Source organism: Brevibacillus reuszeri, assembly GCF_002897295.1.
GTDB classification, from domain to species: Bacteria; Bacillota; Bacilli; order Brevibacillales; family Brevibacillaceae; genus Brevibacillus; species Brevibacillus reuszeri_A.
This window is the reverse complement of sequence record NZ_BEXF01000006.1, coordinates 147,262-169,482: the sequence shown is the minus strand read 5'-3', so window position 1 is coordinate 169,482 and position 22,221 is coordinate 147,262. Positions and strand designations below refer to the sequence as shown.

General features: G+C 46.3%; 14 protein-coding genes. 2 read left to right on the top strand and 12 right to left on the bottom strand.

All coding sequences use genetic code 11. The annotated features are described in order from the left end of the window. Positions 1-202: 202 nt before the first annotated feature. The 9 genes from C3B52_RS12095 to C3B52_RS12055 all read right to left on the bottom strand — a co-directional run bounded on the left by C3B52_RS12095 (position 203) and on the right by C3B52_RS12055 (position 14,716). Entirely contained in the window at positions 203-1,849 is a 1,647-nt protein-coding gene (locus C3B52_RS12095) for an amidohydrolase (RefSeq protein ID WP_103106335.1), read from the bottom strand. Between the two features lie 42 nt (positions 1,850-1,891). Next, positions 1,892-3,259, bottom strand: a complete 1,368-nt coding sequence (locus C3B52_RS12090; protein WP_235615681.1) for an APC family permease — start codon at positions 3,257-3,259, stop codon at positions 1,892-1,894. Between the two features lie 371 nt (positions 3,260-3,630). Further along, complete coding sequence (locus tag C3B52_RS12085) at positions 3,631-5,658, bottom strand: molybdopterin-containing oxidoreductase family protein (RefSeq protein ID WP_164684763.1); 2,028 nt, start codon at positions 5,656-5,658, stop codon at positions 3,631-3,633. A 226-nt stretch (positions 5,659-5,884) separates the two neighbouring features. After that, a complete protein-coding gene (locus C3B52_RS12080) occupies positions 5,885-7,126 on the bottom strand; it encodes an aminopeptidase (RefSeq protein ID WP_103106333.1) in 1,242 nt (413 codons plus the stop codon). A gap of 102 nt (positions 7,127-7,228) precedes the next feature. After that, positions 7,229-8,452 carry an RtcB family protein gene (locus tag C3B52_RS12075; protein WP_103106332.1) on the bottom strand — a complete coding sequence of 408 codons (1,224 nt, stop codon included), beginning with the start codon at positions 8,450-8,452 and terminating at the stop codon, positions 7,229-7,231. 30 nt (positions 8,453-8,482) lie between these two features. After that, positions 8,483-11,068, bottom strand: coding sequence for an AAA family ATPase (locus C3B52_RS12070; RefSeq protein ID WP_103106331.1), 2,586 nt, complete (start codon positions 11,066-11,068; stop codon positions 8,483-8,485). Beyond that, positions 11,052-12,335 carry a class I SAM-dependent methyltransferase gene (locus C3B52_RS12065; protein ID WP_103106330.1) on the bottom strand — a complete coding sequence of 428 codons (1,284 nt, stop codon included), beginning with the start codon at positions 12,333-12,335 and terminating at the stop codon, positions 11,052-11,054. The genes C3B52_RS12070 and C3B52_RS12065 overlap by 17 nt, the downstream gene beginning before the upstream one ends. 18 nt (positions 12,336-12,353) lie before the next feature. After that, on the bottom strand, positions 12,354-13,151 hold the full coding sequence (locus C3B52_RS12060; RefSeq protein ID WP_103106329.1) for a nucleotidyltransferase domain-containing protein: 798 nt from the start codon (positions 13,149-13,151) through the stop codon (positions 12,354-12,356). 71 nt (positions 13,152-13,222) lie between these two features. After that, on the bottom strand, positions 13,223-14,716 hold the full coding sequence (locus tag C3B52_RS12055; RefSeq protein WP_103106328.1) for a TROVE domain-containing protein: 1,494 nt from the start codon (positions 14,714-14,716) through the stop codon (positions 13,223-13,225). A 518-nt stretch (positions 14,717-15,234) separates the two neighbouring features. On the opposite strand from C3B52_RS12055, the gene C3B52_RS12050 reads away from it, so the two are divergent. Then, positions 15,235-16,551 (top strand): helix-turn-helix transcriptional regulator, encoded by a 1,317-nt coding sequence (locus C3B52_RS12050; protein ID WP_103106327.1) that lies wholly within the window; start codon positions 15,235-15,237, stop codon positions 16,549-16,551. After that, positions 16,526-17,326 carry a WYL domain-containing protein gene (locus tag C3B52_RS12045; RefSeq protein ID WP_103106326.1) on the top strand — a complete coding sequence of 267 codons (801 nt, stop codon included), beginning with the start codon at positions 16,526-16,528 and terminating at the stop codon, positions 17,324-17,326. The genes C3B52_RS12050 and C3B52_RS12045 overlap by 26 nt, the downstream gene beginning before the upstream one ends. A 55-nt stretch (positions 17,327-17,381) precedes the next feature. Here C3B52_RS12045 and C3B52_RS12040 read toward each other — a convergent pair whose 3' ends face one another. The 3 genes from C3B52_RS12040 to C3B52_RS38025 form a co-directional block, all read right to left on the bottom strand. Then, a complete protein-coding gene (locus C3B52_RS12040) occupies positions 17,382-18,872 on the bottom strand; it encodes an amidase (protein ID WP_103106325.1) in 1,491 nt (496 codons plus the stop codon). A gap of 197 nt (positions 18,873-19,069) precedes the next feature. Then, the gene (locus tag C3B52_RS12035; protein ID WP_103106324.1) at positions 19,070-20,140 is read right to left on the bottom strand and encodes an LLM class flavin-dependent oxidoreductase; all 1,071 of its coding nucleotides are present in this window, start codon (positions 20,138-20,140) and stop codon (positions 19,070-19,072) included. A gap of 36 nt (positions 20,141-20,176) precedes the next feature. Beyond that, positions 20,177-22,207: an ABC transporter ATP-binding protein gene (locus C3B52_RS38025; RefSeq protein WP_103106323.1), complete on the bottom strand. Its 2,031-nt coding sequence runs from the start codon at positions 22,205-22,207 to the stop codon at positions 20,177-20,179. Between the last annotated feature and the right edge of the window lie 14 nt (positions 22,208-22,221).

Genomic DNA, 22,221 nt, shown 5'->3' with positions numbered 1-22,221 from the left:
ATCCATCCTTTTCGTTTGTAGTTGTTTCACAATTAGGAATAATTGCAAGAATGGTGCCACACGAAAAAGCCCGGTTTTCAATCTGTTTCCGCACGTTTTTTCTCATTTTTTAGAAATGAAACGACCATTATGACGGAAATTCGCGCTCTTCTATTCAGAACGCATCGATTCCAGGTGAGAAGCATTTCTTAAAAGTGAGAAGTCATCCTTTCTCTGAAGTATCTCTGTCGTATACGACTTGGCCATCCATGATTGTCAGGACCACTTTTGTTTCTCGAATCTGATCAGAGGTTACCATAAACAGATTACGGTCAAGCACGATCACATCAGCAAGCATATTGGAGGCAAGCGTTCCGAGCTCGTGCTCTCGAAAAACGCCATATGCAGGCCCCTGTGTATAGGCACGCAACGCTTCTGCCATCGTGATCTTCTCTTGCGGATTCCAGCCGCCCGCTGGCTGATGATCGTCATGCAATCTCGTCACTGCCCGATAAATCTCTGTCATGGGGTCTAGCGGCACAATTGGATAATCACTGCCAAAAGCAAGAGATACTCCATTATTCAACAAGGTTTTGATCGGCCATGTATACGGATCACGTTCTTTGCCAAAACGATTTAGGTAGCAGTTGTCTGCAAATGTTTGCGCTGCTGCCATATGTTCAGGCTGCATCGAGGCGATCACCCCTAACTGTGCAAAACGGTTAATATCATCAGGATGGATCACTTCGATATGCTCAATCGTATGCCTGGAATCTCTGGCTCCATTTTGCTTTCTTGCAGCCTCAAAGCAGTCCAGTCCCAAGCGTACCGCACCGTCCCCGCAGGCATGCAGCCGCACACGAAACGCTTCTTGATCCGCTTCCACGACCCATTGCTTCACTGTCTCTGGTGGAATTAACGTATCGCCAATGCTTTCCGGCCGATCAGAATACGGATCAACTAACAAAGCTGTATACGTAGTAGGAACCCCATCTAAAAACTGTTTTAACCCAGAAAACCGTAGCTTGCTTGAAGCATACTGCCTCCGCAGGAAGCGAGGTCTTTCCAAATTGCCATCGAGTGCCGCGAGAAAATGAATCCGGGCTTTCAATTGACCTGCTTTTTCAAAAGACTGATACAGCTCTAAATCTCCAAGCTCCAAGCCCGGTAGAGGAAAAAAGTCATTAATAGATGTAATCCCCAGGCTCGCTGCCTGGTTCATAAATCCGCGCAGCAATCTATTTTTTTGTTGGTCTGGTAATTGGAATGCTTCTCTCGCCAGCCCCATCGCCGTTTCATATAAAAATCCGGTTGGTTCACCATGAGCGTCTTTTTGGATATGTCCAAACGGCGGGTCTTCCGTTTCTCTCGTAATGTTCAATAGCTCCAGCGCTTTCGTATTTAACCAAGCACCATGACATTCTGCATTGAAGAGAAAGACAGGGCGATCCGGGATGAGGTGATCTAGCGTAGCACGATGTGGCAGCTGCTTGTTGTTCCAATAGACATGGTACCAGCTGAAGCCGAAAACCCATGGATCTTCCGGCCGGCTATCCGCAAATTGTTTGACCATCTGAGCTGCTTCCTCTTCTGAAGTTGCAGTCAGCAAGTTGACACAATCGTGATACAGACTACCGAGCAGCAGATGAAGATGAAAATCGTGAAAACCAGGCATAATCAATTGATCACCGAAATCATACACACGAGTTTCATGACCGATGTATGGCTTTATCTCTTCCATTGAACCAATCGCTGTGATCCGGTTGCCAGTAATCGCCACTGCGCCTGCCCTCACCTGATCATCGATTCCGGTAAAGATCGCATGGCTTGCCAAGACCAGATCTGCTTTTTCTCTTTCACGAACTGCCAATCGTCTCCCCTTCTTTCCTCTCTTCCCATTGCACGGGTAATATTATGATGCTGGAACACGCGTTTCGACAGAAGATTCTTTATCTTCAAAATTCATTTCGGGTGGGCGCTTTCGGAACATGTTCGTCAAATACATCAGGTAAATCAGTCCGATTGCCCCCCAAATCAGTCCAAGCAACAAGGAGTTCACATTCAGATTTGTCCATAGCCATATGTTGAAAAGGGAGCCGATCAGAGGCAGTACAAAGTAACGGATGGACTCTTTTGGCGAACGCTTTTTTTGTCTAATAAAGTAATGGAAAATGACAGATAGGTTTACAAAGGTAAAGGCCACGAGTGCCCCAAAATTGATAAAGGAAGCTGCTGTAACCAAATCAATGAAGAGCGCTGATAAGGAAAAAATGCCGACAATGATGATATTGTAGATCGGAGTATTGAACTGAGGATTCAGATGACCAAAAATCTTTTTTGGAAGAACGGAGTCGCGTCCCATGGCAAAGAGAAGTCGGGACACGCTGGCATGTGAGGAAAGGGCCGATGCGAAGCACAATACGATCATCCCAGCGAGAAACATCGAGCTAAACAAGGTTCCCCCTATGTACTGCGCAATCTCAAACGCAGCTGAATCTGGATCAGAAAAAGTATAGTTGGGATGAACCATATAACCAATATATGATACGAAAATAAACATGCAGCCACCGATCAGGGCGATAAGAGAAACGGCACGAGGGATCGTCTTTTTGGCATCGATCGTCTCTTCGGAGAGGGTCGTAACAGAGTCAAAGCCAAGAAACGACAGGCACAAAATCGCAGAACCGGCAAGAACATATGAGTAAGACACATCTGGGTTAAAAAAGGGCTGCATGGAAAAAAACGTGCCAGTCCCCATCCCTTCAGCAATTCCTTTGAAGGAAAGAATGATAAATAGTGCGATGACAAGAAACTGATAGGAAATTAACCACGCATTGATGTTCGTCGTCAGTTTGATTCCGAGCAGGTTGATAATCGTGATTGCGGAAATAAACAGCAGGACCCATATCCAGGTAGGAATAGATGGAAAAGCGACAGACAAGTAAATACCCGCTACCAAAAAATTGATCATGGGCAAAAACAAATAATCCGTCAAGACTACCCAGCCAACCAAAAATCCGATATGAGGGTTCATCGATTTTTGTGTGTACGTATAGGCCGAACCTGCTACTGGATACGCTTTTACCATTTGCCCGTAACTGTAGGCAGTGAACATCATGGCGATCAAAGCCACCAGATAGGCAGCAGGTAGCATCCCTTGCGAAGCTTCTGATGCCACACCATAGGTTGAAAAGACAGTCATGGGAGCCATGTAGGCGAGTCCAAACAAAACAACTGGCAGCAGCGTCAACGAACGATTGAATGAAAGCTGTTTTTCCAAATGAACTACCCCCTTCACAATAAATCATTTGGTATCACCTGCATCAAACGAATGGCGCTCAATTCTAAAAAGTATCACCTCCTTTGTTCGCTTGCCTAGCTGTGTGGACGATGCCTACTGCCTCCCATTCCATGCATAATTTGATTTCACTAGCGCTATTCTCTGTCTGGCGCCAGTTTTCATACTAAATCAGAAAGTATAATCTTCACGTACCTTCATCCTGATTTAGCAAGAATAACCTACCGCTAAAACGCGGTCGCTCACCCCTGAAGATTCTTCGATAATGGTTTTCATACTAAATCAGAAAGTATAATCTTCACGTACCTTCATCCTGATTTAGCAAGAATAACCTACCGCTAAAACGCGGTCGCTCACCCTTGAGTTTGCTTCGATAAAGGTTTTCTTATGAAAATACGATTATCGTGCAGTGTGCTCCCCCACCCCATATCGGTTAACCGATCGCTCGTAAGCAAATTGATCGGTTTTTGGTCTGGCGTGTCACGGCTCCACCATACTCCCTCTGCAACCGCAGTACCTGGGGGTATTTCCTCTGTCAGACGTGCCCATAGCTGTACGCTTCCCCGTTGATTGTACGCTTCTATCCAGCCATCCTCTTCAATTCCCCGCACTGCCGCATCAACAGGATGTACCTGCAGCGTTGGCTTGCCTTCCTTCTCACGCAACGCCTCCACTCCACCAAACGACGTATTCAACGTAAAATGAGCAGGTGGTGTCAATAGATGAAGGTCTCCTTCCTCCTCATCAACCTCCAGATAGGTCGGGAGCGGAGGATAGCCATCTTTTTTCATCTGTTCCGAGTAAAATTCCAGCTTTCCAGAAGGAGTTGGAAATCCGTCTGCGAACGCATCGTCGATATTGAACAGCTCAATCGTTTTCCCTTGTTGAAGATCATCACGCAGCGTCTCATTCGTTTGTAAGCTAGGAAATAGGTCCCATACTAGGTCCCTTATCGGTTTTGAGAAAATGTCTTCGGTGTAGCCCATCCGCCTGCCGAGTGCGGTATACAGATCGTAATTGCTTCTCGCTTCACCGAGTGGAGGGATCACTGGTTCCGCTTTTTGCAAATAGGTGTGCCCATAGCTTTTAAATACATCAAAGCTTTCAAAGGATGTCGTGGCTGGCAGGACAAGGTCAGCATAGGCGACTGTATCCGTCATGAATTGCTCGTGAACGACCGTAAACAGATCCTCGCGCAATAGGCCATTGCGGACCATCCCTGCATCCGGACAAGACAAGACCGGATTACTCCCCGTTACGAACAAGCACTTTATCGGAGAAACATCTTCATTCATGAGGTTGTACCCTAACCGCACATTGTCCAGAATTCGCGTCTCTTTTGACAACAGATCAGAGCGATAAATCGCCTCCATGTTGATGGGGAAGGCACCAGAAGTAAACATCAATGCCCCTCCTCCTGGCTTATGGAATGCACCTACGAGACCAGGCAAGCAGGAGATCGTGCGAATGGACATCCCGCCTCTACGACTGCGCGAGACACCAATTCCGATCCGGATAAACGGTGCACGCGCCTGTCCGTACATACGCGCCAGACGCTTCACATCCTCTGCTGGTACTCCTGTAATCTGCTCCACCCTCTTCGGCGTGTAATCGGCAAGGGATTCGCTCAATTCAGGAAAGCCCAACGTATATTTTTCGATATAAGCCTGATCGATAAGTCCCTCATCTACCAGCACATGCATCATGCCAAGCGCTAGAGCAGCGTCTGTCCCCGGGCGAATCGGGACGTACCAATCCGCTTGTTTGGCCGTGCGATTTTTATACGGATCAATGACGACCATTTGTGCACCGTGCTTCTTTGCTTCCTTGAAAAAAGCAAGCATATGCATGTTGCTCGAAGCCATATTTGATCCCCAAACAAGGAACAGGTCTGTTTGCTTCACAGATTCCGGCCGACTTCCAAGCATGGCGCCAATCGTGTAATTCCATCCAACATCCGCAGCTGGTGAGCACAGATTTCCTCGTCCTTGACTCGCTCCCAGCTTATGAAAAAAGGGAGAATGCGCGTTCATTTGGATAATCCCCATGTTGCCGCTTCCTTCGAAACAGTAAACGCTTTCACTCCCGTGTTCTTGAATGGTCTGCTTTAATCGTGACGCAATTTCATCCAAAGCCTCATCCCAGGAAATTCTTTCAAATCTCCCCTCCCCTTTTGCCCCGACGCGGCGCAATGGGTATAGAAGACGATCTGGAGAGTAGATCCGTTCACTGTAGCGAATAACCTTTGCACACAAAGCACCACGTGTAAATGGGTGAGCTGGGTCGCCTTTTGTAGAAATAACTCTGCCGTCTTCTACTTGTGCGACAATCGAGCATGTATCTGGACAATCATGCGGACATACGGTTTTGACTGTTTTCATGGCACACACTCCTCTTAGTAGCGGCATCCAGCAAACACTTCCAAAGCATTTGCAATTCTAATGCCACTTTTAGTTCCCTCTTATTTCGTGGCAGCATCTCTTCCAATTGCCTGTGAATGTTAGAAAATCGCTCCAACAGATTTACAAAAAATGAGAAAAAGTTCTCAAAAATGATAAGTCAACGAAAAAAGAATCCTCGTCTTGAAAGGATTCTATTTCCCATCGATTACAGACCGTCTAACGCCCACTCGCCATCGCGGAAGATCGGCTCTCTCTTCCCGTCCTCCGTGATGCCATCAATATTCATTTCTGCTCCGCCCATCATAAAATCAACGTGAATATGGCTTTTATTGCCTCCATGCTGCGCTAGCTCTTCGTCCGTCATGCTCGTTCCACCGCTGATATTTGTCGGGTAGCATTGCCCCAGTGCAAAGTGACAGGAGGCATTTTCATCAAAAAGCGTGTTGTAAAAAATCAGATTTGACAAGGAAATCGGCGAACGGTACGGGACAAGCGCCACTTCTCCTAAATGACGGGCGCCTTCATCCATTTCCAGTAAATGCTGCAGTGTCTCGTAGCCTGTCTCCGCTGAAAAATCAATCACCTTTCCGTTCTCAAGCACAAGTGAAAAATGGTCTATGAGATTGCCTCCGTAGTTAAGAGGCTTCGTACTGTGAACGACTCCATTGGTCCCATCCTTGTGAGGCATGGTGTATACTTCTTCGGTTGGCAGGTTTGGATTGAAGACGATTCCTTGCTGTGTGCGAGAAGCTCCGCCTTTCCAAACATGTTGTTTCGGCAAATCAACGGACAGCTTTGTTTCATTCATCTCGTAGATCAGCTGTTTGTATTGCTTTTTGTTTAAGTACTCCACGATATTGGCAAGCTTGGTATTATGCTCGTTCCACGCTGCAATCGGATCGTGCTCATAAATTCGTGTCACCTTGAAAATGATATCCCACAAAGATTCGATTGCCTGTGTGACTGGTTGATCGGGAAATACCTTATTTGCCCAGGCTTCTGTCGGAAACGCGATGATCGACCAGCTCACACCATCTGACTTTGTGTAGTTCCGGTATTTTTCCAGCGCAACCGCAGTCGTCTTAGCTTCCGTAGCGATTCGCTCTGGATTTATGTCTTTCAGAAGTCCAGGTGTTGGTGCGTAAATAGTGAGAAATGCTGCTCCGCCAGCTGCCAGCTCTTCGAAGCCTTTTGCCTTCCAAGCTGGATATTCCGTAAAGGCTTCATCTGGTGCTTTCCTGTACTTGATCAGCGATAGCTCGTCATCGTTCCAATCCACATGGACATGCTTCGCGCCAGCATCATAAGCCTTTTCCGCTAATACACGAACAAAAGTAACGGCTTCAATCGGAGCGCGGATGACAAGCGTCTGCCCTTGTTGCAAATTCACTCCTGTCCGAACGGCTAAATCCGCATATTTCTCTATGTTTTGCTCGAATGAATTCATTTTCTCCCTCCCGTTTTCAATACTTATCTTCCGTTGATTCGTGAGGTCTACTCTATTATTTCGAAATAAGTAGGCGTCGTTCCTTCTCTCATCGAACAAACATCAGTCTTTATAGGGATCGAATTCATCTGCGCCAGCCATACACACCCCGATAGGCTTTAACACATGTAATACCTCTACCGTTTCTTGATGCGCATCGAGTACATCTCCGAGCTTTTTATAGACAAAGGGGCTCTCATCCGTTCCCGCACCGCGTAACTCGACTCCAAATTGCTTGATCGCGCTTCTCATTTGCTCGACGGAGATTTTTCCTCCTTTTCGCGTCTTTGTTTTCCAATTCATTTTGCCAGCTGCCTCTGTACGGCTCATGATTCGACCAGCCCCGTGCACGGTACTATAAAAAGCATCCGCATTTTCCTCGGAGTCCTTCCCTCTTACAATCACCGAGAAATCACCCATGCTTCCACCAATAAAGCCTAATTGATTCGGAGCGGATGGAGTTGCTCCTTTTCTCACGACGACGACCTCTTTGCCGTTATGCATTTCCTTCCAGGCGAAATTGTGATGATTGTGGACTTCAAATACGGATTTCGCGCCTAAAATGGACAAGACAAGGTCGCTTACATAATCGCGTCCAGCGTAGGCATACCTGCCTGCCAGCGTCATGGCGCGGAAGTACATGTCTCCTAGCTCGCTATTTAGGTCAAGCAGAGTTGGAGCTTGATCCATGCTCTCCCCGGCTGCTTTATCTGAGAATTTTTTTCCTTGTGCCAAATTTAAAAATCCGCTTGCTGTCTTATGACCAAAGCCACGGCTGCCAAAATGATTGGCGATCCAAACATCTCCCGTAGACTCTTCTACAAAAATATCAACAAAATGATTGCCGCTCCCGACAGTACCTAGCTGATTACGTGCCAATGCTTTGAGAGTATCATGCTCTTGCTGCCCAATTTCTCGATAAACGGACCAGTTTTCATCGTCAAACAGATCATGCTCTACCTTTTTACTATTGGAGAGTCCAATCCCGAACGAAATCTTTTTTGAGATAGAGTCCATAATTGTACTTATTTTTCCCTTGATATCCTCGTACTTCAAATCTGTTTTGACTGCTTTATTCCCGCACGCGATATCGTAACCGACGCCAGATGGCGAGATTTGTCCTTCGTACACGACGACCCCGCCGACAGGCTGCGAATAACCTTTGTGATGGTCCGCCATTAGCAGTACCTGTACGACATTTCCATGGTTGGCGCATGTAACTGCTTGTGATACGGCATTTTCTAACGGATTACCCCATACTCTTACGTTGTTGATCGTTTGATACACGTTATTTTATCCTCCTAATTAGGCAGCGCTTTACAAGCGCGGGTCTATTTCTTTTTCTTTTGCGACTTCAAATAACAAATTCGCTGCGATTTCCCGATACGATTGATTGGTAGGAGAAATCTCGTCAAATGGTACAGAAAGCATTTTCGATCCAAGGTTGTATTCTTGCATGGATGTACGCAGCTTTGGAGTAATGTTTTTTTGTTTAAACAGCTTGCTGTACTTATGCGGAAAACGGTAATCGTACCCGTAAATGATAGATAAATACTCTGGATTCCGTACTTTCATATAAGGCACCGCTTTTCCCGTAGTAACTTCGGGTTTTATTACGAGCCCTTCCATCTGATTTTCTACTGTCATTTTTGAAAAAAACTGAGCCGCGTGCTCATATGCGCCCGCTTCTGTTAAATCTATCGACATACACTCGTCGTCCGATAAGAACGAATACATATCCGAGGTTTTCCAGCTTGGTACTTCCTCATCACCATTGTTATAGACGATTTTTAATAACGCAAACGGCTTATATTCTAGTTCAGCCTCACCGGCATACAAAGTGAGCTGCTTTTGGTAAATGCGTAAAGCCTTTTGATGCTCCTCGACTGGCGCGTAGGTATCAAGTGCGTCACGTACATACTTAAATGTTTGATACATCCTCGATCCGTATCGCTGGGTCAGTTCCGCTTTTGAAGTGTGGTATTGATCTTTTTCAAAGCCACTTTCTCTATACTCAGTAGCGAGCTTGTCGATTGCTTGATCAAAGCCTGTTTGCTTCAAAAATTCCAATTCGCTCTCCAACGCTTTTTCAATCGGGGTAAATTGCCTTTCAATCAAACCCTCTCCAATCGCTCGCCATGGAAGCAGCTCTCCGTCCAGTATGAGCATGGCAATCTGTTTTTCTTGCATGTACGTAGAAAACTTTCGCCATAGCTGATTGTATACCTCAGCTAAATCTATCTGATTGATTTTGTATCCGTTTCTGCTGACGGCAAAGCAAAGCTCCCGGTCCCGATGCAAATAAATGTTGCACCGCGAGCCCATATATTTGGGTTGCAGCACTACCTGCTGAACACCTCGTCCGGCAAAATAGGCTAAGCCTGATCGCAAGGACTCCAGATCACTATTCGCTTCATCCTTGTCAGCTGGAGACATGGTGCCCGAAATGAAGTTTACTTTGTGCTGCGAGCAGTACTGTAATCTACGGATTTCCTCGTCTGCCAAATCGTGAATCGATACGCGGCGCTCCTCCTGGAACAAGGATCGGAGCTCCTCAGAGAATACTGCAGAAGTAGATTTATGTGACTTGAAATATGGCTTATTCGTAATCTCAACAGCTGTTAACGCATTGCCGTGTACACATCCCGTGTCAATATGCAGCTTGTTTTTGATACGAATCGCGTTTTTGGCGGCCACATGACCAAAGATGTGATAAGGATGGTTCCCAGTCGCTTCCTCTTTAATAAAGGAGAGCTGTTCTTCAAGTACCGCGCTACGGTCAATCCGGAAATTACGTTGACGTCGCACAGAGTTCGTATCGAGCTTTCCTACATATTTGTTTTTACATGGCGAGTGGGTAACATAAAAGGTCGGTCCCGAAATAGCGTTTCCTTTGTAAAAAGGTTTTGATTTTGCATGCAGGTGGAAAAATTTCTCTTGCAGCCCTGGATCGTCGATCAATACCTGAATCGAATCAAAAAAGTTATGGAGAAGTTCTTGCTCAATCCCTTTTATCTCTCCATGCAAATATTTATAGACAAAGTTCTCGTGATTCCCCATGACAAATAAGAAGTGTTCCTGATTCTCGTATAAAAAGTGAATGATCTCTTGTGTCTTTTTACCTTTATCAATCCAGTCACCTGCGAGGATTACCTTGGTATTCTGGACTCTTTCAGTCAGCTCGACCCGATTCCCCTCTATTTGAAAGCCATAGCTCAGCAAGAGTCCTTTTAGTTCGTCCACGCACTCGTGAATGTCTCCCACGATGATGTACTTTTGGTCTTTTGGCAGGATCGTAGAAGCATAGTCGTCTCCATTTTCGATCACTACCCTGTATGCAGGAGTTGCCTGCTGCGTATCTATTCCGTAAAAATCTTTCGCACGGACTCGGTGAATGCGCGTGTAGCCTTCCTTTGAGAGCGCTCGTAAAACCTCTTTTTTCATTCGGTGCGTATGCGAAGTAATCAATTTTTTCGAACGCTCTGACGCATAATAGTCTTCGCGTTTGCGATAATCAAAGACAATCACATCCAGGTTGTAATTATTTTCTTTTGCGATATCACGGACCTTGGCACGGAAGTCTTCTGACAAGCCTGTTGTATCCACCACAACAAATTCAGCATTGATTGGAAATGAAGTGACCATTTTTACTTTTTCAAACAAGAGATGAAAAGCTTGCTCACTCGCTTCCAGCATAACTTGATCGTATTTATCAAATTCGTATCCCAGAAGCTCCTGCCGCAGCTGGTCCGATGAAATATATTGAACATTTGCCTTTATTCTTCTAGATTCGTCCACAAAACGAAGCCCCGGGATAAGCACCTCCTTGGCAAACGTTGTCTTTCCACATTCTGTGGGTCCAATCAGCATAAAAATCGTATGGACATTAGTCCGTATTTCCACGCTCATGCCCCCCTTTCTTGAGAATCACGCCTTGTGTGGTTTGAATCTGGTTTACCTTATCCCCTATCGAAATAAAGTCAACCTGCAATTCAGTTTGGCCGATCACTTCTAAAAACCACTCTCGAAACTCTTTTTGCCCCAGTTCCCATTGGTGATCGTCATGACGAAATCCAGTTAGTTCATAGTAGCGATTAAAATCAGCATTCGGTGTTGTAACAACGAATCGCTCAAAGTTAATAGCCTTCACGATTTGTTGTATAAACAAGCCAGCTTCGTCCAGGCTCATATGCTCGATGACTTCGGTCAAAATCACATCTACCTGTTCACCATCGTAGTTTTCTATGAAATGAGAAATAGAGGAAAAAGGTATGATGTTATCGATCTCTTTTGCTTCTGCTCTGCGAGAAACAGTAGAGAGCACTTCCTCATTTGTATCCACCGCATAATAAAAATCCTCCAGCTTTCCAGCGAAGCGAATCGCATAAAACCCTTCCCCACATCCAATATCAATAATGGGTTTATTGAATGAAAGGACACCTTCTATGAAGTTTCTTCTTTGGTGAGCGGTGCTGCCATAGTCAAACTGAATGTCGTACCGCTCCGTCTTCTCCAGCTCCGGTTTGTATTTACCGAATAATTGTCTCGAGGTGAGAAAATTGCGGGCAAACAGGCTGCGAATGTAGAACGGTGCATCGATTACTTGAATGCTATTTACGTATTTATCTAATAGGTTTTCGGAGATATCCAGATGCTCCTTGCCAAACATGGAGAAGAACAAACATAATACGCTGACGGTGTGCAGCAGTTCATATAGTGTTTTCTTTGTAGTTACAGTAAGAGAATAGCTCTTATGCGCGAGAGATTTTAGTTCAAACGTATAATCGGGTAAATGCTTTTCAAAAAAACCGACGTAATGAACCAATTCGATATGAACCATGTTGATGAAAAAAGAATGCTCATATCCTTCTACGTCACGGTCATCCTTTACTTTTAACGGAGCAGAAAAAAATTCATTGATCGCATGCAAAGGAAATAAAGGAGTATTGTAACGAGACACATTTAAATATTCAAAGCGATCATCAGCAGACTGTTTATACGAGATTTCATTGTCGGCATCCTTAAAGTACACATTGAACGTCGTATCATCTGTATACCAACCATAACCGATACCTTTTCGGATTGATCGCAGAAGCATTCCGGAGTTCGGGTTCTTTTTTATCAGAAAAGAAAATTCCGGATTCTGCGATTTCAATTGAACGATTGCCATTTTTATCTTCTCCCCCGACTACCTGTTTTGCTCGATAGCCCATACTTCTTGTAAAGCCTCACGAAATAACTGATCCAATTGCTCATCTACATGTACTGATTTTTGTGCGATCGTTCCTGTTATCGCCTCGAAATAATGAATTCTTTCCTCCAAAAAAGCATGAATTGGTTCAAGTTTGGGCTCAAAATCCAGTTCATCTCCGGCCTTCTTGCGTGCCAATAGACTCTCGATAACTGCTTTAAGCTCACTGCTATCTGAAACAAACACCTCAACTAAACGCTCAAATTCCACAGGTGGCATGCTATCAAACTTCTCGATCCAGCAGCACGCGAGGATAGGACGTAGGACATAAAAATACTTTTTGATCCTTACCTGGTCCCCCATCAAATAGTCGCGGTAGTTTCCTTTTGCCATGTTCAAATAGTGGTACAGACATGACTTGGGGGAAAACGCGTGAACGGCTAATTGTCGCAGCTGCTCCGCAACAGAGTACTTTTCCTCATATTGAATCGGCGAATGCAGCCATTCCAGTAGAGGTGGGTTTGATTTCCGAAATAATTGCAGTGCCTTTTTCAAATCCCAGCCGTTCACATCAAGCATATTGCTTATCGGCCTTTCAATCACATCGCGCTTCTCAAAAATGGATAAGTACCAGGATGGCTGCCGGATATATAGAAATCGCACATCATAATCACTGTCTTTAGATGGGAATCCCCACGCTCTGCTACCTGATTCGCAAGCAAAAAGGATGCGGACTTGTTCTTCCTGTTCAATCTTGTGTAGCTCGTTTCGAATGGATTGTTGATAATCAGGCATGCTGGGCCCACCTTTCTTTTGTTGTGTAAATAAGGCAAAGAACAAGATGCGTTCCCGGCCAGCTTGATCTTTTATAAAGGGAGCGATTCTACTTTCTGTACGATCGTGTCATAGCCTGCAGCTGCTTGCGCAATGTACGAAAGAACGGTATCACTCCACCCATAAATGTAAAACGTTTTCTCATCCTGTGGAGGTACCATCGCATGTCGATATGGCGCAATATCAACGATAAAAGCTTTGACATGCGGATTTACGACAGAACGATAGTTAAGCAGCTCACGATAAAACGGACTTCCGCTATTTTGCTGCTCATCCGTAATGATGATAATTTGATCAACTAGCCTGCGCTCCTGCGTAAGCTTTCTTACAGGTGCACCCGTATCGGTCCCGCCGCGAGCACGAATCTTATCCGCTTGGCTTAGGATGCTATCAAAACGGGAGGGCTTCGCATCCACTACATTGGTATCGAACAGCCAAAAGAGAGAGTTCCCTTTTGTTTTTTTATACAAAGCCAAAGCAAAGACGGACCCGATCTGCAAATAGTCTCCGCTCATGGAGCCAGAAATATCGAGAAAGATAGCTGTTTTCTCTCCGAGCTCTGGCAGGTTATCAAAGGTCAAATCTACCGCTACACGCAAGGCATCTCGCAGCTCCGGATGCTCTATCTGTTTGAACGCCTTGGCAAACTGGAACGGTAATATTTTGGTTTTCTCCAAGGCTTGACGATCCGTTAAACGTTTCACTGCATAGTCGAGATGAGACTGATCTTCAAACACTCCTGTCCGTGTTAGAGCTTGCAGGTGACGAAGCAAAGCAAAGACAGGCATTTGATACAGTAGCGCTTCCCAGATGGCTTTTGTAGGCTTGATCGCACTGGTCACTGTTTCATAAGGAAGCTTTCCCGTTTGAATCCACTCGATTTGTTCGTTTTCTGTCTTTGCCTGCTTCAGCTTTTCCACTGCTTCTATTTGTGGCAGAAGTGCTTTATTGACTTCATGACCGCGCAAGTAGCGAAACAATGCTTGTTGTTTGAGGTCGATTGGCTTTGGATGGGCCGTAGCGATGACGTCACCCAAGCTATAGCCCCGTCCCCGCCCATTGTATTTCAGCGCCCAATATTCAGAGACATTGGCCAGGAAGCGGTTCACTTGTCTTTTTACCGCTCTCCCTCCTTCTCCCCTCCCCATGCTTTGGAGAATGGTCAGAAAATCGGACAAATCTGAGGGGATTCGCACGACTTGCAAAAAAACAGTAGAAAACAAGTCTGGACGATAAAGAGACAATAACGCGAGGCCAAACAAAGGCTGTAGTCGCATGAATCCCTCGTTGCGAGCGAAGACAATGGCCTTTGCCATAAAATGCGGATTTTCTTTTGCGATCTCATGATGCAGCTGTGTCGCTTCCTCGATCATTTGGTTCTGGTCAGTATAAAACGTGTTGCCAAGTGTATTGGTCAAGAGTGTCTGCACATATTGTTCTTCTAAGGAACGTGTATAAGCGGAGAACCCCTCTTTGTTTTTCGTAGTTGGTGGCTGCGGTTGAAAAATGTTTCGCGTCATTCCCATATGTACTCCCCCTTTTGGTAGACCTTGCGGGAAAAGCGGAGATTAGTTCAATGAATTGTCCAGTGTGTCGCCAAATCTGAAATGTTAGACTGAAGCGAGGAAAAGTTTGAAAAGGTCGGTCAGTGCCCGCTTGGCACTGTCAAATACTTTGGATTTTATCGAAGGATCCCTTTCGTGCGCCTCGCTTCAGCAACTTTTTATCGTGATCATTGAGGAAAAAGGCGGATAGGTACAAACTGCTCTACCAACTGAGCTATCCTGCCGCAAAGACAGGAGTTGGACTCGAACCAACGACACGTCGCTTAAAAGGCGGAGTAACCCATCCATGCGCCTCAATGATCCTGGTGTGTGGCCATCAGCTGTTGTGTTGACCTCACACGCTTATCATCGCTTATTTTTTTGTGAGCGAACATGGCGAAAGTATTACGACTTCAGATAATTTTACCATTTTCCCCCTTTTCTTCCCGAATTCCCATTACAATAAGGGATAGCAATTACGCACAAAGCGAGGAAATGATATGGCTAGAGAGAGCTTTGATAAAGAAATCCAGTTCTTGCGTCTGCTTGTTTTGACGAGTGGCGCTTATTCTCGGCAGCAGTTTGCCGAGCGATTAGGGATTTCCGTACATACTTTTGATAAAACGATTAAGCGGTTAAAAGATATCATCTATACAATGTCCAACGAGCTCCCTGCCCATCAGGAAAAAGAGCTTACCCAGATGCTGCGTTACAGCTATTACGATTCATCAGATCCGATGCTTCTGTTTCTATTCCGCGCCAAATCTTTAAAGGAATCTGAAAGTATGCGCTTGTCTCTCATTCTGACTGCTATTCAAGAGCAAGCGTCGACTGCTGCTGAATTAATCGACGTATGCAACGAGCAGCTCCCTGCCGATTTCCCTGTCCCCGATGAGAAAACGATCCGCTCTGATCTCAAATACTTGGAGGAGGTCGGTGTCATTTGCAAGGAACCAGGCGGACGCCCTTATCGCTATCGTATTCATAATGAAATCGTGACAAGCTTAACCGACGAGGAATTAACCGATCTGTACGACTTTGTTGACGTGATGGCCAACACACAAGTCCCCTCTGTCCAAGGATACCTGCTCCGCGATAACCTCAAAAAAGTGAGGAAGCATGCTGACACGGCATCTGAGCTGTTTTTGTATAAATATCATTTTTATTCTCGCATCCTGGATGAAGCTCACTTGTATACCTTATTTCGGGCGATCCGTCACAGACGAAAGCTGTCGTTTCTTTATTTTTCACCGAAATCAGGCAAGCGGTACACATCCCAAAACACGAATCCTCTGTTTGAAAAAGAATCATCTGGGAAACAGGAGCTCGTCCTCCCCTTGAAGGTTATTTATGACCACCAATACGGTAGATGGTATTTGCTCGGAAATAGCAGGAGAGTTGGAATCACGAAATATCGGGTGGAAGGGCTGACGCAAATAGAAGAAAAGGAGAGTGTGCCCGAAGAGGAGTTTTCCCGTAAATGCGCGGAGCTTGATGAAAAAATACGATTCAGCTGGTTGATTGATACTGGTCGTCCAGTAAAAATTAAGGTGCGCTTCTATCATCCTGAGGGTGGTGAGCCTAATTTTATCAAGCATCGTGTTCAGCAGCAGGGTCAGTGGGGAACGATCACCGAGGAAAATGAGGAATCGTTTGTTTTTGAAATTATCGTAAATGGAACGATGGAGATCAGACCGTGGCTCCGCAGTTTTGGCTCCAGTTGCGAGGTATTGGAACCTTCTTATTTACGGAGAGAATTTATTGCAGAATGGAAGGAGATTCAATCGTATTATGAATCCATTCGAGAAAATCTTTAATTATCAACTGTTTGCCAGGCTCCATGAGTCGAGTACTGTTACGATTACCGCACAGGAGCGTACATGGCTAAAAACGATGCTTGCTCACCCCACTGCTGCACAAGCTTTTGAACCCAATACACTAAGCAAGCTTCAACAAATCCTAGAGCCAGAAGAAACGTATGACATAGCCAGCAGCTTGATTGAAAAGGCAAAAAGCGTAGAGAAGCAGGTTTATCATCCCTTGCTACGTCAGCTGCGTCGCATCATCGCCAGCAATCAGGGAGTACGAATCACGTACCAAAACAAAAATGGGAGAATCAGAAGCGAGCAATCAGGCTTTCCTTACAAATTGGAGTATTCGATGGTGAAACGTGAATGGTATTTGCTATGGTACCATTTGCGGCATCATTCTTTTATGGCAACCCGCTTCCAAAATATCCTGTCCGTCGAAAAGACAGCGCTCGATGATGCTCAAATGCAGATTGTAAAAGCACAAATCGAAACCATTCTTGATTCCAAAAAGGAACAGGCTGTCATTGAGGTGGTACGCTCTTATAACAAGGAGCTGTCACGTATTCTTTACTCCTTTTCCTGCTTTGAAAAGGATGTCGAATACGAAGCTGATACGGACACGTACCGAATTACCCTCACTTTTCTCATGGATGATCGCGAATATATCCTCTCGAAAATGCGCTTCCTGGGAAAGCGAGTCAGGATCGTCAGTGGTCAAGAATTGAAAGAACGAATGCTAGAGTCATCCGAAAAAGCACTCGCACGGTATGGAATTGATTGACCCCCATAAAAAGAGCCGCCCCTTCTCGTGATGAAGGAGCGGTTTTTTTATCAGCTCAGCTCGTTACTAATCGATTTGCACAGCGCTCATAATGCTGATGCCATGGGCGTATTCTTTCAAATACTGCACTTGCTGTCAAAACATCGGCGTCCGCGTACCGTTTTCCGATAATCTGCATTCCTACAGGAAGATGATTATCTGCCAGCCCAGCTGGAATAGATGCCGCAGGATGACCGGTAAAATTCATAAAATACGTCATGCACCAGCCAATCAAGGGATCGACTTCTTCGCCATTAATCATGCTTGGACCTACAGTATTCCCGTCTGCTGCATTGTCGACAGGCAAGCATGCCAGCGTCGGTGTAATGAGCAGATCGTACTTTTCAAAGACTCCTTGTATCGCATCATAAATATGCGTTCGCATTTCCTGATCACGAATTACATCCTGGGCAGATAATCGAGACGTTTTTTCAAGCCACTCCAGCACTTGCGGTGGAAAATCATCACGATGGTCTGCCAGCAAATCCAAGCCACCTTCCTTCATGCTGTCCAGCATGCGTACACTGCCCGGCATAATCAGCCGTGACCACAAATCACTTAGCTCCCGTTGTGTATATTTGATGCCTAAGCGAACCTCTTCAACATGTGCGCCTGCCTCGGTAAAAGCAGACACCGCTACTGCCACGACCTCTTTTACTTTTGGATCGACAGGGAAAATGTCAAAATCGGAGCTGTAGGCAATTCGCCAGCCCTTCACCGAGCGTGTCAGTGCTTTGGTAAAATCGATTTCATCCGGTAAACTGAACGGATCGCGCGGATCATAACCAGACAATACATTCATCGAAATAGCTGCATCTTCTACCGTTCGCGTAATCGGGCCTTCATACAAAAATGGCATCGTCCCGCCAAAGGCATTAGGTCGACCCGTATGCGGAACGCGGCCAAATGAAGCCTTATAGCCATAGACTCCGCACCAGGAGGCAGGGATGCGAATAGAGCCTCCCCCATCTGTGCCCTCGGCGATTGGCAAGAGACCGTCTGCCACCGCAGCTGCACTTCCTCCTGAGGAACCCCCACTATTTTTACTCAGATCAAACGGGTTGCGAGTAGGACCGAACAAATAGTTATCGCAAGTACCTCGAAAGCCTAGCAAGGGGCTATTTGTTTTCCCAACAATGATTGCCCCAGCCTTCTCCATACGCTCTGTATACAGACACGAAAAATCCACGACGTTTTGCCGAAATGCTCGAATTCCTCCAAAGGTACTAACCCACCCCGGTTTAAAATCGAATAAATCTTTGATCACTGTGGGAACACCATGCAAAGGACCAATTTCCTCGCCAGACATGAGTGCTTGCTCCGCTCGTTTGGCCGCATTACGAGCATCATCGAAGCCAAAGTAAATCAAGGCATTGATACTGCTGTTCCGCTCTTCAATTCGTTCGATAAAAGCCTGGGTCACATCGACAGGCGAAAGCTCACGACGCCGGATACGAGATGCGAGTTCACTGGCAGACATATAAGCTAATTGAATGGACAGAGACATCTTTACACCCTCCTAACAGTGGATACGTAAGTGTCATGATATATATTCTGAATAGTTCGACTTATCCATCTGATATCCTGCCTTTCTTATGTATCTATTTACCTAGAAAGTGTCAAAGCAAAAAAGCGACCCCTCCCTGGGAATCGCCCTTGTATCGTAAACCAATTTTCACGCGAAGTTTGCCAGAATGCATAGCGCTACGAGACACTCTCTTGTAATATCACTGGACTCGTCTCCCAGACTGTACTTGGAATCTCTCGCTTCAATACCGGAATGACCTCTTGTGCAAAGCGCTCCGCCTGCTCTCTTTGCTCTGCTACTGTAAGTCCATCTACACTGATGCTCAGAACTTGATGACCAAAAGCCTGGTGATAATCGAGAACTTTCTCTATTACATGCTCGGGACTGCCGACGAGAATAGGTCCATTCTTCACGTTGTCCTCCAAATCTTTAAACGGAGGAATGTCGTGTGGCTGCGTAAGTCTGGCCCGAAAAGCATCGTGATAAGGTCGGAATCTCTTAATCGCCTCTTCTGTCGTATCCGCTATAAAGATACTACCTCCTGAGCCAGCCCCTACAACTGCCTTTTTCGGATCATGACCATAATAGGCGAGGCGCTCACGATAGTGCTCAATCAGCGCTTTGTACTTCTCCTGACGATGCAATGTATTTGATGAGAAAAGAGGTTCGCCGTATTTTGCTGCCAATTCTGTCGAGTGCTTACTGGATGCACTTCCATGCCAGACTGGTATCTTCTTTTGATATGGTCTCGGCTGCGTCGTGACATTTTGCAAAGCTGGTCGATACTTTCCTTCCCACGTGACGTTTTCCTCGTTCCATAACCGACTGAGCAGCTCATAACGCTCAGCCAAGGAATCCCACTGCTCCTCTTCATTAATCCCAAACAGCGGATAATGCTGTGCAAAGTTCCCCTTACCTATGATCAGCTCGATCCGTCCTCCCGAGAGATGATCGAGTGTTGCGTAATCTTCGGCTACCCTCACCGGATCGAGGATGCTCAAAACGGTAACTGTGGTCAGCAAACGAATACGCGAGGTTCTTGCCGCGATGGCAGTTAAAACAATCGGTGGCGAGGAGGAAATAAACGGTGCTCCATGCCGCTCACCGACACCATAAGCATCAAAGCCGAGCTTTTCAGCGAGTATGGCCTGGTTCAGAATGTTTTGGAATTTCTCCTGCTGAGTAAAAGCTTCACCTGTCACAGGATTGGGCGTATTTTGCATCAGACTCATCAGAGCAAATTTCATTGGATGTTCCTCCCTACTAGTCATTTATGCTTGGATTTAGATAGGAAAATGGCAGGCTACCATGCGGCCATGTCCAATCGGAAGCAGCTCTGGAGCAAGCTCCCGGCATCGCGTAGTCGCGGCAGGACAGCGGGTGTGAAAGCGGCAACCAGATGGTGGAGCCGCTGGCGATGGAATCTCGCCCGAAATTGGAGTAAATTCTCTTTTACGGCTAGGATCTGGCCAAGGAATGGATGAAATGAGCAGAGCTGTATAGGGATGCGCAGGATGCTGAAACAATTCCTCTGCCGGTGCTATTTCCACCAGGTTGCCGAGATACATCACCCCAATACGCGATGAAACATGTCTAACGATATTGAGACCATGCGCAATAAATACATACGTGAGCCCCAGCTTGTTTTGCAATTCTTGCATGAGATTTACGATTTGAGCCTGAACCGATACATCGAGAGCAGATACTGCTTCATCTGCAAGGACGAATTTGGGCTGCAACGCGATAGCACGCGCGATCCCGATTCGTTGGCGCTGACCACCGGAAAATTCATGCGGGTAACGATCCGCCCAAGTCGGGTTCAGCCCTACCAATTCCAGCAGCTCCTCTACCCTCGCTCGGCGATCCGTACGGCTTATATTACTGTGTACGGAAAGTGGCTCTGCGATCGTCTCCTCTACCGTCCAGCGCGGATTTACGGAGCCATAAGGATCTTGAAAAATCATTTGCATGTCACGTTGAAGCGATCTACGCCTTGATGCCTCTATCCTACCGAGGTCCTCTCCACGAAAAAGCACTGAGCCTGCCGTAGCTTTTTCCAGCTGGATCAATACACGCCCTAGCGTAGTTTTGCCACTGCCGGATTCACCTACAAGTCCAAACGTCTCCCTCTCATGAATCGTAAACGAGACATTGTCTACAGCGTGAATCACTGCTTTCGTTTGACCGAATGACCCCCGGACTGGATAATGCTTCGTCAGTCCTTCCACTTCAAACAACCGCTGCGATTCCTGATCTGATGGATGACTGTCAGCAGATCGCTCTTCTCCAACCACTACCTCTGCTACAGAGGTTCCGTGTTGACCTAGGTCGCGCCCAGCTGACAGTAGATCGCTATGCCAGCACGCTGCCTCATGATCACCTGTTCCAACAAGTGGCGGTGTGGTAGTTCGACAATGCTCTGTCGCCAGTGGACAACGGGGATGAAAGCGGCAGCCAGAAGGGAAATCAGCTACATTTGGGGGAGTGCCCTCGATGGTATAGAGCACAGCCGAGCGATCACTGTCCATCGTCGTGATAGAACGCAGCAGACCTGCCGTATACGGATGCTTCGGTTCTGTAAACAGCTTTTGCGTCGGAGCTTGCTCGACAATCCTGCCCGCATACATGACAATCATGCGATCCGCCATCTCTGCTGCGATCCCAAGATCATGCGTGATGAGTAAAATCGACATCCCGTACTCTGCTTGCAAATCACGAAGCAGGGTCAAAATCTGCGCTTGGATCGTCACGTCCAAAGCGGTCGTCGGCTCATCCGCAATCAGTAGCTCTGGGCCGCAGGCGAGCGCCATTGCGATCATCGCTCGTTGCAGCATCCCTCCTGACATTTCATTCGGATATTGCTGAAAGCGAAGCTGCGGCTCAGGCAGTCCCACTCGCTCTAAAAGTTCAATGGCACGAGCACGGGCTTCCTTTGCACTTTGCTTTTCATGCCTGCGGATCGTTTCAACAATCTGTGTCCCGATCGTAAATACAGGATCGAAGGCGGCCATCGGCTCCTGAAAAACCATAGCAACTCGTTTTCCCCGAATTGACTGCAGAACACTCTGGGGAAAAGTAGTCAGATCTTCACCATCCAGCTTGACCGTACCTTGAGAAATTCGGCCCCGCTCAAAGTCAATCAGGCGCATGATTGCTTTGGAGGTAATCGTTTTGCCGCTGCCGGACTCGCCGACGAGGCATACGGTTTCTCCACGATCCATATGAAACGACACATCTGTTACAGGCGTTACTGATCCTTCAGATGTCGGAAATTCAACCGTCAGCCCTTTGATTTCGAGAAGGTATTGTGACATCAGCTGCCTCCTTT